Origin of the sequence: Exiguobacterium sp. Helios (assembly GCF_014524545.1) — a bacterium.
GTDB lineage: Bacteria > Bacillota > Bacilli > Exiguobacteriales > Exiguobacteriaceae > Exiguobacterium_A.
The window spans coordinates 551,958-569,644 of the sequence record NZ_CP053557.1; the positions used below are offsets into that span (position 1 = coordinate 551,958).

The following is a 17,687-nucleotide window of genomic DNA, read 5'->3' on the forward strand; positions in this document are numbered from 1 at the left end:
TCAGCTGGCATGCGGCAGGTAAGTCGAGACGAAACTGGTCGTCATCTGCATGAGCTGTTGTGTTTCTTCTTTTGGTTCTGACGTGACATAAATAATCAGGGCAGCGGCGACGGCGACAAAAATGATAATGACAAGAATGACGAAGAACGGCATCTTGCTTTTCTTTTTTTCCTCTTTCATATCCATGATGCGATTACCCCCTTATGAAGTAGAAACGGTCTCTTTGAAGTGATTCCCTGATGAAAAAAATGGAAACCTGTTAAGCTACTTGAAACAGGTAAGAAACAGTCCGATAAAGAACTATAACGTATAAGGAATTTGTTTTACGTAAGGAGCGTACAGCATGTTGAGTCAGTTTAATCAGTTTCTGTTAAATTTTTCGTTATTGATCACCTCACTGTTATTTGCCTTTTTACCATTACGCCATGTCAAACGAATTTCACCGGCTTCACCGGTCAAGCTTCGTATTTTGGTCGGGTTCATTGCCGGATTTATCAGTGTATTGCTTGTCCTCAACAGCATTACGTATGATGGCGCCAAAATTGATTTACGGCTTGTCGCACTTGTCACGGCGTTTTATTACGGGGGGTGGGTCAGTGGCGGCATTACGACGCTAGCGATTATTGGCGCCCGGTTTGCCGTTACGCCGCCGGGGGCTTACGAAGGGTTGCTCCTGACCGGTTTAATTTGTATCGCTTTACTTATCACGGCAAGCATTTACCGTCGATTTGCGTCGCATACACTCAAAGATTATTTAGTCTTGATCGGTATTGGGATCGGCTACAGTTTACCTGCTCTTTATCTATTAACGGAGACGTTTAACCGGTTTCTTGAAATCGCCTTGGTCTACATCATTTTCATGTTATTGGGCGGCTACGTGACGTATCGTTTCCTGCAGGAACTACGGAAACATTTCCAGTTCGTTCAGATGCAACAGGAACTTGCTTTGACGGATGGCCTGACGAATCTTGCCAACCGGCGGAAACTGGATGAGACGCTGTCTCACTATGACAAACATGGATTTGCGTTTTCCGTTCTGATTGTCGACATCGACTTTTTTAAATCGGTGAACGATACGTACGGACATGACGGGGGTGACGTCGTCTTGCGTCAACTTAGTCATCTGTTGCAACACTGTAGTCCCGACGAAGCCGTTGTCGGACGTTACGGCGGCGAAGAGTTTGTTGTCCTGTTACCGGACACACCGCTTAAAGATGCCGTCCGGCTCGGGGAAACAATCCGCTTGGCCTGTGCCGATCAGCACTTTGTCTTCAGTACGTATCCGGCATTCCATGTCACGCTATCGATTGGGGCAGCCTCGTCGGACCAAGGCGAGACATCGTTTGAAGTCGTCCAAAAGGCCGATCAGTCTCTTTATCAAGCGAAACAGACGGGACGGAATAAAGTCGTCGCATACAGTGAAGAATAATCCAATACAAACAGGCGGGCTCCACGGAGTCCGCCTGTTTTATGCTGCACGTAAAAATTATTCACCGACCATGCCGTCATGGTCATTGTCCCGCATATAGGGATAAAGCCAATGGTCATCCGTGATCGGCATGCTGAATCCGGCGTCCTTTGCTTCCTGAATTGTGACTTGTCCGTTGCCGTTCGTATCAACGGTCGAGACGTCACCCGTTGTGTCCGAAGTCGGTTCCGGATTAGCAGGAGCTGGTGCCGGTTCTTCTTTGTTTTCGGTCAGACCGAGTTCGGCATTCACTTCATCTGGGTTGACGTTATCGAAATCATCGACGATTTTATTTCCGCGCAACGTATACGTATAGTGATAATGCGACGGGATTTGTGTTGTCGTATCCGGATACGTAATGGTCGCTTCAAAGTCCGTCACCTTACCGGCTTTACGGATGGTGTTTTCCATGTAAGCCTGATCGCCATGCCGATTGAGTGTACTGTCCTGCGGTGTGATGTTATAGGCATTTGAGACCCCGCCGAGTGAGTCGGCAATGACGTGTCCCTCGTCAAGCTGCGGACTCTCGACACCGGGAACCTTCGCTTCATCCGAGTAGTAACGGCCGGAGGATGTCGTCTCCTCGGAATCATTTTGTAAGGTGATTTTTTTAGCGACGACTTTAACGAGTTGTGCATGTTCGTTCGTAAACGCCCAGTACTTCCGGTCACCGAAGCCGATGTTGACGACGACGTTCGGTTCCCGGTCACCGGACAAATCACCGCCGTCGACTTGAAGCTGTTTGTAACCGGAAAAAAGAGCTTCCTTTGCCGCCGGACTGGCCGGTTTCGATGATGCTGCGTCCGTTGTCTGTTCAGAAGCAGCATCCGTCGTCTTCGGCTTTTCCTGGACAGGTTTTGTCTGCTCAGGAGTCTTTTTCTGTTCGCTCTGTTGTTCAACTTTCGGATCTTGCGATACCGGTTCTTCCGCCGCGCATCCCGTTAACAAAAGGGCAGCTAGCGGTAAACTGAGATATGTAAGTGTGTGTTTCATGGTTCGACTCCTTTGAAATGACATTCTTGTCCATTCTAGGAATCTTTCCCTTCGAATACAAGGTGATTTTAAATAATGAACTAAATTAAATATATGATAGGAGCCGTTTCGCTAAAAATGCCGGTGCTTTAGAAGGCTGGTTCAAAAATGAAGCTCACGCCAAAAAACACGCCGCAGACAGCTGACGTGTTGGAACGGATATTCCAGTGTTGGACTTAGTTCAGGCAGACGGATCGTTAAGACAAAATCAATTTCCGGAAAATGTGATGCTGTTCAAAGTCAGCCAGGATGTTTGGCGCGATGTTCTGACGGAACATCGAGTCATCTGCCCACAGATAATCGTCGTGTTCGTCGGATAGTTCGACAGCATCGTTTGTTGCCGTACAGAAGTAGACAAGCAGAATGACTTGCCGGTCAGGATGCGTCATTAGACTCGAGGCATACGCAATCCGGTCGACGGTGACCGTTAACCCCGTCTCTTCCTCGATTTCCCGAATCAGACTGTCTTCCGGTTGCTCACCAAAGTCAATTTTCCCACCCGGACATTCCCATGTTCCGCCACCGGAGTCGGCAGCAGCACGCTGGACGATTAAAATCCGGTTGTCGTACTGCACGATACCTTTGACGGCGGTTACGATTGTTGTCATATGTTTTCCCCCTTTTGTCCGAGAAGAACAGCTTCTGGACCTTCCTGTTGCATCAGCCGACCATTCTTCAGATAAACGCCGCTTCGTTCCGGTAAACCGTAGCCGAAATTACTTGCTGTCGTCATGAACGCCTCGGACAAGTTTGTCTCTTCCTGCCAGGTATCGTAATGGACGGAAATTACGGCATCCGCTAACAGTCCGAGACCCTTCAGGACTAACGCTTGACCGTTTCGTTGATCGATTGCCGGAATCCGGCATTCGTTTGGTGTCAATAAGGCACCGGCTGAAAATCCGGCGACCGGGACACCGTGCTGAAACCGTTCTTGAATGAGAGTGCCGATCGGTGTGCCGACAATGAACTGTTGATACCGTTCCGTTTCCCCGCCCGAGATGATGATTCCGGCACTTCCGGCTAACTGTTCGAGTTGTTCAGGTGTCGGACGCGCAGACAACGGAAAGTGGAAGAAATCTGTCGCACCATTTGCCGTTAATGCATCCGTATAAATCGGAGCATAATCGTCCCAGTTTGAGCCGGGACGCGGTACATACAGTAAGGCAACCGGTCCTGACTGGTCGAGACAAGAGACGAATTGTTGGCAAAGCATTGAAGTGAACGGCGGACCGCCACCGAAGAGAAACAGCTGTTGATCCATCATGAAAAACCTCCTGTGTTTAAAATGATTTCATCTGCAAAACGGTCTGATACCGCTCAAAAAGTTGGGCCGTCATGAAAAAGAACAGCAGACCAAAACCGATGTGAAGCGCTGTATAGAAAAGACCAAACGAAGAGATTTCATACAGCAGGACCGGCAACTTGACCGTCGTAAACGCTCCGAGGAAAAAGACGACATATCGGACGCTGGCGCCTTTTTCGAGCAGGAGGACAGCGACAGGAAAAGCGACATAGAGCGGACCGGCTGCGATGGCAGCCAGTAATAAGACATACAAATACCCTTGAACCCCCGCATCTGGTCCCATGTATTTTAGCAGGGTTTCTTTTTTTATCCATTGATCAAGTAGACCGACCAGTACCAAAATCGGTGGCAACAGAAGCAGCATATCGAGCAGACTCTTCAAACTGAGCCGGGCGGCATGCTGACCGCGTACCGGATCGATGAGCAGAAGTCCGAGCAAGAGGACGGACATCGTGAGGAAGAAGCCATATGTTTTGATTCTTTTCATCCAAGCACCTCCATGACGAGTAACGAAAAGAACAGGCACATCATAAGGGCGGACAGGTTGCGCACGTAAGCAAACCGTTTGCCGAACAGGCGACTCTCTAACGGGATCGTCATGATTCCGACGGCCATCAGTGAGGCCATTAAAGCTGAGACTTGCGCCAGTCCGGCACCGTTCTCAAGCAAGGTCGCGCCGAGCGGAAAGACGACGAAGCTCGGAATCAAAGCAATCGCCCCGATGACGAGTGACAGTACGATACCTGGAAATCCGGCGTCCTGTCCGAGTAAGACCGAGATTTGAGCAGGCGACAGAATCGATAACGACAAACCGACGAACAACAGGATGGCCAGGAGATCCGGCAACAGGTTCGTAAAGATTTTCCAGGCTTTCACAAACGCTGCCTGTGTCTTTTGTTTGTCCTTGTAGAAGGAAAAACTGGACAGAAGAAGCACCAGTCCATACAGCACGATGCTGTTAACCATCGGATTTTACCTGTTTTGCATAATGCGTCTGGAAATACAGCAGATTTTGCACTTTTTGTTCGATGTCCTCATGAAAGCGATCGAGCTGTGCCCGACCGGACGATGTTATCTGATACATTTTCACCATCTTGTTTTGAGGAGACGTGGTGAGGATGGAAGTGACGAACCCTTCTTCTTCAAGCTTTTTGAGTGTCCGGTAGAGAATCGCACTATCAATCGGATTAAACGGCAATTCCTGCTCGCAGCGTTGGAGCAGATCCCCGCCATAGGTAGGACCTTTCGCAAGGAATAAGAGTAAAAAAGCGCCTGTGTGGCGACCGGTATGTTTCAACGTAAATCCCTCCTGATTGATCATGGTTTATAACTGTCGATAACACTTAACTGTTATTGACAGTATAGAATCGAAAAGATGAAAAAGCAACTGCCGATTGGAAATAAGTCCATCAAAAGAACCCGTTCATTTTTTGATATAGGTAGAAAACGGAAAATGAATTATACTGGAAATAACAGGAGTGACGAGGAAGGACAGATGAAAATGAGCGACAATCGCATCCATCAATTCCGATACCGGGAGTCCGGTATGGGAGAAGAACAACTATTTACGTGGACGGCCGCGACTCAGGAATTACGACTGGAAGAGGGGACGGGAGAAGAAGCGATCTTTTTCTTGTCCCGACGGCAACAGCAGGAGCTGACACGACGTTTAGAGAAAGCCGGTGTCATTGACTGGCAACCGGAATACACGACGGAATGGCTGATTCTTGACGGGACATATTGGGAAATCAGTTGGACCGGATCAGAGGGGAACGGAGCGTCTCAGGGCAGTAACGCCTATCCGGAACGCTGGGAACTGCTTCGGGATTGGCTGTACCGTCAGTTTGAAAAGGAGGAGCTTAGATGAAGAAGTGGTGGATCGGGTTAGCTGTCTTAGCAGGCTATTGTATTCCATTCGTCTACCTGGCGTTGCTTGAAGATTTCAAGACAGGGACATTACTCGGTTATCTACTGTTACTTGTCGGATTCACGGTTCTCGCTTTTATCGGTCAGCAGTGGGGTCATCTGCTGTTTGTGATGGCCGGTAATGTTCTGTCTTACTTCATCTCCGTTTATTTTGCAGGTCAAACAGATGCCTACGGCTTTGACGGCTATTTCAAACCGTTGGCGGCGGAACAACTGATTTTGCTCGTCAGTCTCTTAATGCTTATTCCACAATTGATTGCGATAGTGGTGGCGATGTCACTGGAAGCGAAAAAGCGGACGAAGGAACACATGACAGAATGAATGGGAAGATATCGGTAATAAAAATGCCATCCGTCATTAAGATAGATGGCACGCGGTAGGGGTTAGTTATTACCTTTGAATACGACCTTGTTATTACTCTATGAGAATGATGGTTTGTAAATAAGCTCGAGTTGTTGACCTTTTGGTGCGTCAAAGAAGATTTTACCTTTCAGTGTTTTCCCTTTGTTTAGGTCATCACTTATGGCCATTTCATAACCACCATAGTAGGATTCAACTTTTTCGTTATTGATGTAAAGATTGAATTCAGTATTGTCAATAAAGTACCGACTCCCATGCATGACCGTGTCGAAAACAACGACGCTTTTTTGAATGAGGATGGTCTTTTTTCGCATAGCAGACAAGGGATGTCATGTGTATCCGAAGTGACTGGAAAAATGTGCGATTCTTCATCTGACGACATCTGGATTTGAAAAAGGGTTGAAAGTGGAAGAAGTAATTTGATAAACTTTTCGCTTTTTTTATATGTTCAATTCAAAATCCGATGGATTTTATGTGTCAACCACACCTTATGGTGATGAGCCAAATAAAAGAATAATATAAAAAGGAAATTACTTTTTTTGGTTGTATAATAGTTGTATATCTAAAAATAATGACGATTGAGTGTGGCTGAGTGAAGTGAAGACCATTTCATGATGTGGAATCAGAAGAAATGATAAACAGACACGTTCGTTGATGATAAAGGAGAATTCGCGATGCAGAATAATCATGAGCTTGTGAACTTTAAGAGTGAATTTGCAGTGAAATCCATGGTGAGAAGATTACATCAACTCATCGCAAGAGCAAATCGGCTTAATCTCGACACGAAAGAATTGGAGGTCATCTATCGTGAACTGAATGTTCTAGAGCTTTTCTCGAATCGGCACATAGTAAGTGTTGCGGGACTCCAGAGTGCAGGAAAGACACTTTTGATCAAACGATTCCTAGGACTTCCAGAAGATTTATTGTCTTCCGAGGTAGGGGTCGGCGAGAAGCGTCCGGTTCTCATCTCGTCTTCGGAAGATGTCATGGAGACCTCCTTCAGAGTATCTAGGATTAAGAAGTCTAGAGACGACGGATTCGCTTTATGCTACGAGAATATCACGAAAGAGGAACTGAACATTGGCGTGCAGAACCCACCCGAGGATTCACTTTGGTTCGAAATCGTATTGCCAGCTAATCCTATGTTAAGGCACATCACACTGGCGTTACTACCAGGTTTCGAAAGAAGCTCGCGGTCCGACTCCCAAAAATTCCTCGACCTTTTCCTGAAATGTTCAACCGGAATGATTCTTGTCCTGAATCACTCTCGCCTAGCTCACATGGACCAGGAGATCTTATTAAAGAAGGTCGCTTACACATATAAGGATAAATCACCAGGTTTCGTATTGACACATGCTAGTGAATTGTCCGAAGAAAATCAATCGTTGATTGAGCAAAAATTGATACAGAAGTTCGGAGACATCGATACTAGCCAAATAGTGCTGTCCGACATCGACATTCTTGACGTCGAATCTAGACTAGAGCAGCTCCTAAGAAAAAATAGCGGCTTCACGTTCGATTCCAAAGTACTGAGTACGGAGAAGATGTTAGAAATAAGCGAAAATTTATCACTGGAGCTGAACACTCTTGAGAACTCAGTTGAGATGCACCACGCTGTGGCTTCGGATCGTAACGGGTTACAAGTTATCCTCAAAGAGTTCCGTAAACAAAAATCACTCTATCTCGAGGATTTAGAAAAACAATTAGAAGCAGCTTTGGATAGTCATGCGAATGTCTGTATAGAGAAATTCAAGGATGAACTAGCATCTGAACAACACTCACTCATAGATAAATTCGAATCTGCCTTCAAGAAGAACAGGACCTTCAAGGAAAGAAGAGAACTTACGAAGGCGATCATGAAGATTTACTCAGAAGATTCTTCCGAAAAACTGGACTATATGATTCTTAACGTGATTGAAGCGACGGCGGACAAACGGACTCGATCTTGGAGACCTCGGGCGATGCGAGAACGGTCCATCCCGGTCCGTGAATCGAAATACATCGAGCGAGAGTCGAAGGACGATAATTCTCGCTCCATCGCTAAGGCGGATGACACTCTTAGAGACGAAATTACTACCTCGCTTCAAGTGGTGGAACAGTACCTCGTCCCTTCCACGACAGACGTATATCTGGAAAAAAGACATATCGATGTATTGCCTGTCGTCGCCGGAATGATGTTACAAGGAGTCATTTTAGGAAGAAGAAATGACGGGAGCATCCGACTGGATGAAGAAGGCATCGAATCATATGAATCACTCCGAGCTAAGGAAGGGGACCTGAAAGGTTTCCAGGCCGAGTATGATGACTTGCTGCTTAACACGAACATGATGATCAGAGGGGCAACGGTCTTTCTAGGAATTGATGCCATCGACGGGACGTTCGACGGTTTCGGTGCAATCACCGGTATGCTGCAAGCCGTAGGTTTATCGACCGCCGCCGCTAGTACGGCCGTCATAGGCATAGGGGGAATCTTCGGAACTATCGCTGTAGTGAAAGGCGCTGAGAAGATAGAGAAATACAAGTTCGAAAGACAGGATTACGCCGAAAAGGCGCTGAAGGCGACAGCCAAGTATCAAAAAGAACATATTGTACATGTCGTGGAAGAAATATTAGACGAGATGGAGCATCGCCTGACTATCGCATACGAAGAAAGACATAATATCCATGGGAACATGGGACTTTATGAGGAAATCACCAATCTCATTCACCTTCTTCAGTATGACTGCGGTAAATTGAGGGAAGAGGCTTTTCTAGATGCATCATTCGTTGAATGAGTTCGAGAGCGATAGATATGGATGGGCACTTGATGCGAAGGAAGAATTCCTGAACCACTTTAGCATGTACACGGTAGGCATCGAGTCCGGTAAAGGTGGAACCAGTACTGTGCTGTCGGTTTATGGACCGACACAGGTGGGGAAAACAACACTCATTTTGAACCTTCTCGGAGTCAAACCTGAGAGCATCGATTTGCTCTCATCTTGTCTAAGAGGCGATCGAAAAATCGGTAATTCCTCTACCTCTACCGTAACGAGGTATACGGTGTCGACGGACGATAGGTTCTCTCTCACCTTGCCCGAAGAAGACAGAAGGGATTTCGAGACGCCGTTCCAGCTTCAAGAACATATCACGTCTTTGAGGTTGAGAATGGAACATGGGAAAATCAATCCCGTAACACCCGTGCTAATCGAATTTCCCGCATGTTTTTTCGCGAATCCGGAATCAATCATCGATATCGTTGATTTACCAGGAATCGAGTCGTCCGACGAGCGAGAAAGTCTGCATGTCCAGGCATGCGTCGAATATTGGATTCCTAGGTCACATGCCTGTCTAATCGTTAACAGTGCCTCCGACCTGACGTTCTTACGTGATTTGAAGATTCTTCAGCTGAAGCGTTGGTATGAGTACCCCGACAACTTCTATGTAGTTCTTACTAGGGCGTACTCCCCGGATTCAATCAAAAGAAGGATAGCGAACGGTACCTTCAAAAATATAGAAGGTTTACGAGAATATTATGTGGACGAGATTGCGAGCATCGTCGGACATGCATCGACCTCGATTTTCCCTATAGAAGTTGGTCAGAGTCATAACCGTCTTGACGATGCTGCGAAAGAGTTGGCGAATCAGTCATTGGCTATGTTGAAAGAGAGCATCGTTCGTATGGATTTCCGATATCTATCCTTTAGCTTTCTGACACACTATTACACCGATGTCGTACAAAGGAGCGAACAAGAAATTTCAGTGCTTCAAGAAGAAGTAAAAAACATCAGTGACCGATTGGTTTCAGAATCTAGAAGAATTGATTCTTTAGAAATGAGAAGAATTGATCAAGCACGGGATTTTCACCTTCAAATCGATGAATTAGAATGGGCGACACGAAAAATTTCAGACTTGATTGCACAAATCAGTCATGTGAACGTCTTGCGCAATCATATTCGTCCGATACTCAAGAACATTTACGTTTCTCGCTCCAGAGATGTTCTCAATGAATCTTTTAGGAAGCTATGTAACGACATTCATGAATTAATAACGGAGTCGCTTGAGCAGATGAACCGTATCATCAAGGGCTGTAAAAATGTCGTCCTGACCAACCTCGAAATTGACAGATTCGATGAAAATCCATACCTGAACTTCGACGAGATTCACGATGATTCTACTTTCGACTGGTATTTATCCCAGCAGAACTATGAAAACCAACTAAATCACATGAAGGACCTCCTGATGGCTATAGTCGAAGATTTTGGAAAGGAAATCGACAGGAAATTCAAGACGATTGAAGAGCAGATTACTCGACATAAGATAGAATTGATTGAAGAAAAACACAGATTGGAACAGAGGAAGGAGCTTAGAGTCACGAAGTTCCTGAACGACAAGAAGCGAAAAGAGGATGACTTATTTCTTTTACAGAGACAACTCGAGGACTATGAGAAGCTTTGGCATCGTGACATCGAACATGCTAAACGATATCGTAGCTTCTTCATAAAACATCTGATGATTCGAAGGCGAAATCTCATGGAACAAGCGATTTCATCCAATCCCGTAACACGATATATCGCTGGATTATCATTGTATACATTAGAATCGGATGCTAGACAAATCATCGATACATTGGAGACAGGCCATGGAACAGACTAAACAAGACGACAAACTTTATCAGCAGGCATTATCATCGTTGAGGCAATTGAACGAAGAAATTTTCTTGAATGACTTACAAAAGATGATGGGGCTCGCAACCGATGAACTGAAATATGAAGTGCATGAAATGATGGACGGCATGAAAAAGCAACACGGGCAACTTTCAGCCATATTACAAAATAACGGGAAAAAATCACTTGAAAGTTTAGGACAATCGAACGAAAAGATTCAAGAGCTATTTGAAACGATGAACGCATATTCGGATGAATTCGAGCGGTCCCTCAAAGTTACACTTGAAGAAATGAAGAATGATTCGTCGGAGAAGATGATGAAATACAGCGAGCATTCGAGTCGACAACTCGAGCGGTATCGAGACATCTCGAAATCTTGGGAAGAACAGTGGATTATATGGACGGAAGAACACGAAGATCGACTGTCGCGGATGGACACGCTAAAATCCGAAATCCGAATCATGAATGAAGACTGGAAAAAAGCGACAGAAAAATTCACAGAGGAGCTCGATGTGAACAAGCAGATGAACGAGTCGAACATCACGGTTCTCAGTCGCTGTCTTCTGGATGTACGAGATGCGACTGAAGGTTTCATAACCCTTTTCGAAGCCTCATTGAATCGGATGGAGCTTCGACATCAGCAACAGATGGAGCTTCAGCGGAACGACCTCGAACAATCGATGGAGAGTCAAAAACCGGCCTTGAACTCGCTCGCGAAGGAAATGGATGAAAAAGTGGTGCAGATGAACCAGTTGATTCATAACTTTCAAGAACGTTTGGATGAACGGACCGAGCAACAGGAACGATTCCGCCAGACGCACATCGAGAACCTCTTTGAAGGGCAACGACAGCTATCCGAGACCGTCGAGGAGAACCTTCATGCGGAGAACAAGAAATTCGAATCGAAGTACGATACCCAAAACAAACAGAATCGTCTCTTTTTCGGAGGGATTATCATATTATCCATCATCCAAATCGTCTTACATTTCGTCTGACGACTAAACGTAGGATTAGTTTTTTGACATATGATAAGACTACATGCGTCCCCTGAAGAAAACATATTCTAGGAAGACAAGCGCACAGGTAACCTAAAAAGCTATAGAATAGAGGAAATTTTTTTATGTTGAATCCAAAAAAGATTTTAGATGGAATGAACAAGATGTCGAAACTCATGAATGATACTAAAGAGATTGCAGTCGGCTTGGTAAAGGAAAATAATGCTCGACCGACCTCGGCCCGTACACTTAAGCAAAGTAGGATTGCGCTTCTTGAGCGTATAGAGGAATTAAAAAAGCGACAGGAATGGAATGAGGCATCACTCGAAAGTCTCGAGATGTTAGAAGGTCTCATAAGAGCGTCCCTCTCGAAACCGAAGATGGCGTTGGTAGGAATGTCAGATGTCGGGAAGAGTCATCTGACGAATAAGTTGCTCGGAACTGATAAAATTCCTTCGGATTGGTCACCGATGACTTCTGTCAACATCTATATAAAACACGTAGAAGATCGCCCAGACTTTCTTAAAGAAGAGGTCATCATTTTTTCGGGCGAGACTGAAGGATTTGATATCGGACGTATTGACGACGAAGGGTACGCCGAACGTCATCTATTAGCACAAGGCGATGAAAACCTATTGGTGATGCACGCAACACGGTCAGACGAAGAAGCAACAATGTCGAATCAAGCTCGGGCCGCAGTAGTATATCTCGATAGTCCGATATTAGAAAGATGCGACATCATCGACGTTCCCGGATTCGGCACAGGTGATCGTGAGACCGATGATCAGTATGCGAAGAACTCTCGCGAGGTCGCCGACATCATACTCTATCTCTCGTTGTCCAACGCCTTCATGAGGGGACCGGATATCGGATTCCTAAAAGAAAGCATCGAAGCATTACCTGTCGTCAAGAATTTGGAGAGCTCTCTCGGAAATTTATTTGTGATTGGTTCGCAAGCACATATCATCGGTGACGAGCAGAAGATGAACCGGATTCTGGATTTAGGAGCACAAAGATTTTATCGTACTGTTCCGCAAGAAGAATGGGACGTTCGAGCAAAAGAGACAGGCTTATCGCATTCCGAGAGTGATATCCGCATGCGATTCTACCCATACACTACGAATGATGAAAAACTTCGTAGTGGATTCGAGGAAGCATTAAATGAACTTCTCGAGACCCTTCCCCGACTGCGTGAGGAGGAGAGTCGAAAGACGATTGATTCTCTCGTCGAGGAACAGCGGAAGGCGGTCAGTATGGAAATCAAGAAGCATCGCTCTATCCTGGACGACCGAGAAGCCGCGCTCGATCGATTGCGTGAAATCGAACTTTCCGAGCCAGAGCGACAACAGAAAACGAGAAGACACCGTCAAGAAATCAAGACCTTCATCGGTAACTTGATGAACGAGGACATAAATCGCTTCGATGACGTCTATGAAGAGGTCATGAAGCGGGATAACATCGTCAGATGGATTGAAGAAGGGAAATTGACTAAGAGTAAGGAAGACCAGCAGAACCTCGTGGAGTATTTAGCGAACACGTTGACTTTCCGACTAAAGGAAGTCTTGAAAGGGTCGACGAGTCGTTTTGTGGATCGTATTGAAGGTTTTGTAGGGGATTTCGAGAAGGATGTCACGTCTCCATCGGGCTTTGACATTGGAAATATAGCTAATTCCTTCAATGCGAGGAATGCCTTCATCGGTGGTGCGGCAGGTGTCGCTTCCTTAGGCGGAATGGCCGCTTATGCAGCTACTTTGGGTAACCTCGGTGCATATATCATAGTGGCCAAGGGCGTAGGGGTACTGAGCGCACTCGGGGTGAACATAGGAATCTTTGGTGGAATGCCAGGAATTATGGCAGGAATCGCTGCAATTGGTGGGCCGGTCACCATTGGTATCGCGCTGACGGCGGTAATAGGCCTTTCCATATACGGCATAATGAATGCGAATGCATGGAGAGACAAGGTTGCTGAATCGATTCGAAAGTCTTTCGCGAAAAATGAGGCGAAATCGAAATTCAGTGAAGAAATCATCAAATATTGGGGAGCTACCACAATAAGTTTCGAGGCGGCTGCGGACGAGCTTGAAACAGAATGGAAAAATCACTTGGAGATGATGCGACAAGAAATCAAGGAGACGGATTCTGTAACGATCCAGCAACACATCGACGAATTAGACTCCTATGATGAATTTCTTAAAGATATCAAAGGAAGTTTGAGTAATAATTAAGCTATAAGTTGGTCTTTAGCAAGCGCAAAGTCGAGTTTTTATTCGGTTCAATTAAATAAAAATGGAATTTCTGTCCATCACGACTCTTAGGCCTTTAAAAAGTTATACTAGAATTCAGACTCGCTGATATGCTCCTCAAAAAGTAGACAGTTGAAATATCAAAAACTATCTACTTTTTTTAAAAGGAGCTTTTTCTATGACTAAATCTAGATTTTCGATGGATCAAAAATTAAATATCATTTAAAAAAGGATGGTACAGCATTAAACTAGTCCTAAAATCTCAACCTCAACCAAAGCACCTTTCGGCAACTCTTTGACGGCGATACAAGAACGGGCCGGGAAGTGGTTATGCGGAGCAAAGTAATCGGAGTAAATATCATTAAACGCAGCAAAATGATCCATGCTCGTTAAGTAACAGGTCGTCTTGACGACATGCTCCGGAGTCAGACCGGCTTCTTTTAAGATGGCATCAACGTTTTTCATAACCTGCTCCGTCTGTTCCGTAATGCCACCGACAACCATTTCACCCGTTGCCGGATTGATCGGGATTTGACCGGATGCGTAGAACGTACCGTTAGCGATGAAACCTTGTGAATAAGGACCGATCGCAGCCGGGGCGTTGGTTGTTTCGATTTTCTGGAATGAACTCATAAAAACTCCTCCTCTAACTAAAATAAACAGTATGTAGAACGTGTTATCTGCCTTGAACTATAGGATAATTTTTACAATACCATCACCATACTTACAAGGAGTGAATCCAATGCCTCTTTATCATAAATTAGTCCGGGATCAGATTCCAACTATCATTGCTCGGAACGGAAAAAAAGCAACGTTCCGGACACTTAACGAAGAAGAATTCCTCGTCGAAGCGAAACGGAAGTTGCACGAAGAAATAGCCGAATACGAAGAAGCGACTACGACCGAAGAAGCGGTAGAAGAATTGGCTGATTTGTTGGAACTAATTCACGCACTAGCTCGTACACACGGGACGACACCGGAACAACTGGAAGCAATCCGGCTTGCGAAACACGATAAGCGGGGCGGCTTTGATGACAAGCTGTATCTGGTTGAGGTCGAAGATTGATTCCGGCAGCAAAACTGACGACGCATGATTTGTATGCGTCGTTGGTCGACGCCATTGACCAGGCCGATGAAGTCTATATCGTCGCCGCCTTCGCACAACGCTCGGGTGTCGAACTGTTGTTACCGGCGTTACGTCGCGCCGTCGAACGGGGCGCTGATGTTCATTTTTTGATTGGTGACTACTTACATATTACGGACCCGGAGGCGTTGGCCGAATTATTGAAACTGGATGGTCTGTCGATCCGGTTTTACCGCTCCGGCGGACGGGCGTTTCATCCGAAAGCTTATTTGTTCCGCAATGCAGAGACGGGTCTGTCGATTGTCGGCTCATCGAATATCTCCAAAAGTGCGTTCCGAACCGGTGTCGAGTGGAATCTCCATTTGCCGCAAGCCGTCGCACCGCATATCTTGGGTGATGCGATCGAGGCATTTATGGACCTTTACTTAAGTGAAGCAGCTCAAGACCTGAATCCGATTGTCCTCGAAGCGTACCGGCAGGAACATGACGCACGGCAATATGTCGCAGAACCGGAAGTTGACTATGCGGAGCAACAGCACGTCACGTCCGAGGAGATTCTGCCGCACCGGGTGCAGGAGGAAGCATTACGTGCACTCCGGGAAACGATGGAAGAAGGACGAAACCGTGCTTTGACCGTACTTGCGACGGGTCTTGGAAAAACGTATCTCAGTGCGTTCTTTGCGCGTGATTTTAAACGGATTCTGTTCCTCGCACATCAACGTGAGTTGCTGGAACAAGCGGAACGTTCGTTTAAAAAGGTCGAACCAAACTGGCAGACAGCCTTTTATATCGGATCAGACCGCACAAATGATGAACAGACGGATATACTGTTTGGGTCGGTCCAGACGTTATCCCAAAACCGTCATTTGGAACGGTTTGCCAAGGATCATTTTGATTTGATCATCATCGATGAGTTTCACCATGCAGCAGCTAAAAGTTATCAAAAGGTCCTGGCTCATTTCGAACCACGGTTTTTACTGGGACTGACAGCGACGCCGGACCGGATGGACGGGGCGGACGTCTATGCGCTGTGCGACAATAACGTTGCGTTTCAAATGCACTTCACGTCAGCGATCAACGAAGGATTCCTGACCCCGTTCCATTATTACGGGATTCATGACGTCATCGATTATTCGCAACTGCGGCGGATGGGGCGGAAATATGATGCGATAGAACTGGAACAGGCGCAGATTGATCGGGCAGTCTCGGAAAACATCTATGCCGCCTGGTCGAAGCACCGGCAGACGAAGACGATCGGGTTTTGTTCGTCGATCCGACAAGCCGAATATTTGGCACAGACATTCCGGGAAATGGGACACCAAGCGATTGCCTTGACCGGACAGACCGTCAATCGACGTGAGCGTATTCAGGAGTTTGAGCGGGGAACGTTAGAAATCGTCTTTACGGTCGATTTGTTTAATGAAGGAGTCGATATTCCAAAAGTCGATACGTTACTGTTTTGTCGTCCGACGGAATCGATTGCAATCTACACGCAGCAAATTGGACGGGGCTTACGTTTAGCGAACAAGAAATCACATTGTGTCATCATCGATTTGATCGGCAACTATAAAAATGTCGAGACGAAGCTGATGTTACTTGGAACAGTAAAAGATAAGCTCAAGCGGAGTGATAAGGAGCCGATTACGCCACCTAAGGGATGCATCATCGAGTTCGATACACAGGCATTGAATATCATTCATCGGATGCGCCAACCAAATCAGCGTAAATTGCGTTTGATTGAGAGTTACGAACAACTGAAGCTCGATCTTGGACGTCGTCCAACCTACGTTGAAATCGGACAACTGACAGCCGTGCCAACGGGCTATAAACAAGAGTGGGGCTCGTACGTTGGTTTTCTAAAAGAACAAGGGGAATTGACAAATGAAGAAGTAGAGACTTACGATGCTAACCGTGAATTGATTGAACAGGTCGAAAAGACGGTAATGAACCGGAGCTATAAGATGGTTGTGTTGCTAGCAATGCTCGAGCGGGGCGAAGAACGCTGGATGGAGCCGATTACCGCAGAGGAAGTTGCGCCGTTCTTTTATGAGTATTTGCATGCAGAGAAGTATCGGGAAGTAAAAGACGCGCAAACGGCGGAGTTAAAGGGAACATTTGATGCGACTAAAGTAGAAAAGTTATTGAAAAAGATGCCGTTTCCTAAGATGGGAAAGCCGTTTGAGTTTGATGGTAAAACGTTGTCTATAAAGACAGTAGAAAAATACATAGGTAAATTACATCAAATCATATATGAAATTGTATCATTGAGACTCAATATTTACTTCGCTATGAAAAATAAGCTTTAAAGAGTACTGTAATCTATCAAAAAATCCTGTTTAAATAATAAAGCTATCTAATTTTGAAAGGAGTTTTCTCTGTGTCCAAAAAAGAAGTACTCTTTTAGTGGAAATTAATAGTCATTAAGAAGTAGGAAGAAGACTTTTACACGATACGGAAAGTCGTAGCACTCTTAGAGTTCTTGAGAAAGGTGCTTAAAGAATAGATTTGTATTTATTGTCGTAGTAGCATCTATACCCTTGAAACTCGGGATAGTTGCAAGAAATAACCGAAGAAACTTGAAATCCAGGCGTTACGTGATGACTTGGAAAATGTATAGCGAACTATAATGATTA

At 45.6% G+C, this 17,687-nt stretch carries 18 protein-coding genes; 9 read left to right on the forward strand and 9 right to left on the reverse strand.

Going from position 1 to position 17,687, the window contains the following annotated elements; translation table 11 throughout:
• Window positions 1-186, reverse strand: coding sequence for a hypothetical protein (locus tag HNY42_RS02975; protein WP_188005047.1), 186 nt, complete (start codon window positions 184-186; stop codon window positions 1-3).
• A 157-nt stretch (window positions 187-343) separates the two neighbouring features.
• Here HNY42_RS02975 and HNY42_RS02980 point away from each other — a divergent pair, with 157 nt between their 5' ends.
• Entirely contained in the window at window positions 344-1,429 is a 1,086-nt protein-coding gene (locus HNY42_RS02980; protein ID WP_188005048.1) for a GGDEF domain-containing protein, read from the forward strand.
• A 57-nt stretch (window positions 1,430-1,486) separates the two neighbouring features.
• Here HNY42_RS02980 and HNY42_RS02985 read toward each other — a convergent pair whose 3' ends face one another.
• The 6 genes from HNY42_RS02985 to HNY42_RS03010 form a co-directional block, all read right to left on the reverse strand.
• On the reverse strand, window positions 1,487-2,461 hold the full coding sequence (locus HNY42_RS02985; protein ID WP_188005049.1) for a DNA/RNA non-specific endonuclease: 975 nt from the start codon (window positions 2,459-2,461) through the stop codon (window positions 1,487-1,489).
• 236 nt (window positions 2,462-2,697) lie between these two features.
• Window positions 2,698-3,108, reverse strand: coding sequence for an NUDIX hydrolase (locus HNY42_RS02990; RefSeq protein ID WP_188005050.1), 411 nt, complete (start codon window positions 3,106-3,108; stop codon window positions 2,698-2,700).
• Complete coding sequence (locus HNY42_RS02995; protein WP_188005051.1) at window positions 3,105-3,764, reverse strand: Type 1 glutamine amidotransferase-like domain-containing protein; 660 nt, start codon at window positions 3,762-3,764, stop codon at window positions 3,105-3,107. Before HNY42_RS02995 ends, HNY42_RS02990 begins: the two co-directional genes overlap by 4 nt.
• Before the next feature lie 16 nt (window positions 3,765-3,780).
• Window positions 3,781-4,290, reverse strand: a complete 510-nt coding sequence (locus HNY42_RS03000; protein WP_188005052.1) for a permease — start codon at window positions 4,288-4,290, stop codon at window positions 3,781-3,783.
• A complete protein-coding gene (locus HNY42_RS03005) occupies window positions 4,287-4,769 on the reverse strand; it encodes a hypothetical protein (RefSeq protein WP_188005053.1) in 483 nt (160 codons plus the stop codon). The genes HNY42_RS03000 and HNY42_RS03005 overlap by 4 nt, the downstream gene beginning before the upstream one ends.
• Window positions 4,762-5,100 (reverse strand): PadR family transcriptional regulator, encoded by a 339-nt coding sequence (locus HNY42_RS03010; protein ID WP_188005054.1) that lies wholly within the window; start codon window positions 5,098-5,100, stop codon window positions 4,762-4,764. The genes HNY42_RS03005 and HNY42_RS03010 overlap by 8 nt, the downstream gene beginning before the upstream one ends.
• A gap of 198 nt (window positions 5,101-5,298) precedes the next feature.
• Here HNY42_RS03010 and HNY42_RS03015 point away from each other — a divergent pair, with 198 nt between their 5' ends.
• A complete protein-coding gene (locus HNY42_RS03015; RefSeq protein ID WP_188005055.1) occupies window positions 5,299-5,670 on the forward strand; it encodes a hypothetical protein in 372 nt (123 codons plus the stop codon).
• The gene (locus tag HNY42_RS03020) at window positions 5,667-6,050 is read left to right on the forward strand and encodes a hypothetical protein (RefSeq protein WP_188005056.1); all 384 of its coding nucleotides are present in this window, start codon (window positions 5,667-5,669) and stop codon (window positions 6,048-6,050) included. The genes HNY42_RS03015 and HNY42_RS03020 overlap by 4 nt, the downstream gene beginning before the upstream one ends.
• A gap of 98 nt (window positions 6,051-6,148) precedes the next feature.
• On the opposite strand, the gene HNY42_RS16350 is transcribed toward HNY42_RS03020, so the two are convergent.
• Complete coding sequence (locus HNY42_RS16350) at window positions 6,149-6,403, reverse strand: DUF4352 domain-containing protein (RefSeq protein ID WP_188005057.1); 255 nt, start codon at window positions 6,401-6,403, stop codon at window positions 6,149-6,151.
• Window positions 6,404-6,763: 360 nt separating this feature from the next.
• On the opposite strand from HNY42_RS16350, the gene HNY42_RS03030 reads away from it, so the two are divergent.
• The 4 genes from HNY42_RS03030 (at window position 6,764) to HNY42_RS03045 (ending at window position 13,952) form a co-directional block, all read left to right on the forward strand.
• The gene (locus tag HNY42_RS03030) at window positions 6,764-8,863 is read left to right on the forward strand and encodes a hypothetical protein (protein WP_188005058.1); all 2,100 of its coding nucleotides are present in this window, start codon (window positions 6,764-6,766) and stop codon (window positions 8,861-8,863) included.
• Entirely contained in the window at window positions 8,844-10,721 is a 1,878-nt protein-coding gene (locus HNY42_RS03035) for an SMC family protein (protein ID WP_188005059.1), read from the forward strand. Before HNY42_RS03030 ends, HNY42_RS03035 begins: the two co-directional genes overlap by 20 nt.
• Entirely contained in the window at window positions 10,708-11,727 is a 1,020-nt protein-coding gene (locus HNY42_RS03040) for a hypothetical protein (protein ID WP_188005060.1), read from the forward strand. Before HNY42_RS03035 ends, HNY42_RS03040 begins: the two co-directional genes overlap by 14 nt.
• 125 nt (window positions 11,728-11,852) lie before the next feature.
• A complete protein-coding gene (locus HNY42_RS03045) occupies window positions 11,853-13,952 on the forward strand; it encodes a dynamin family protein (RefSeq protein WP_188005061.1) in 2,100 nt (699 codons plus the stop codon).
• Between the two features lie 261 nt (window positions 13,953-14,213).
• Here HNY42_RS03045 and HNY42_RS03050 read toward each other — a convergent pair whose 3' ends face one another.
• On the reverse strand, window positions 14,214-14,603 hold the full coding sequence (locus tag HNY42_RS03050) for a RidA family protein (protein WP_188005062.1): 390 nt from the start codon (window positions 14,601-14,603) through the stop codon (window positions 14,214-14,216).
• A 109-nt stretch (window positions 14,604-14,712) separates the two neighbouring features.
• Here HNY42_RS03050 and HNY42_RS03055 point away from each other — a divergent pair, with 109 nt between their 5' ends.
• Together HNY42_RS03055 and HNY42_RS03060 are read left to right on the forward strand one after the other, a co-directional pair.
• Window positions 14,713-15,036 carry a nucleoside triphosphate pyrophosphohydrolase gene (locus tag HNY42_RS03055; RefSeq protein ID WP_188005063.1) on the forward strand — a complete coding sequence of 108 codons (324 nt, stop codon included), beginning with the start codon at window positions 14,713-14,715 and terminating at the stop codon, window positions 15,034-15,036.
• Window positions 15,033-17,360 (forward strand): DEAD/DEAH box helicase family protein, encoded by a 2,328-nt coding sequence (locus HNY42_RS03060; protein ID WP_188005064.1) that lies wholly within the window; start codon window positions 15,033-15,035, stop codon window positions 17,358-17,360. Before HNY42_RS03055 ends, HNY42_RS03060 begins: the two co-directional genes overlap by 4 nt.
• Window positions 17,361-17,687 lie beyond the last annotated feature (327 nt).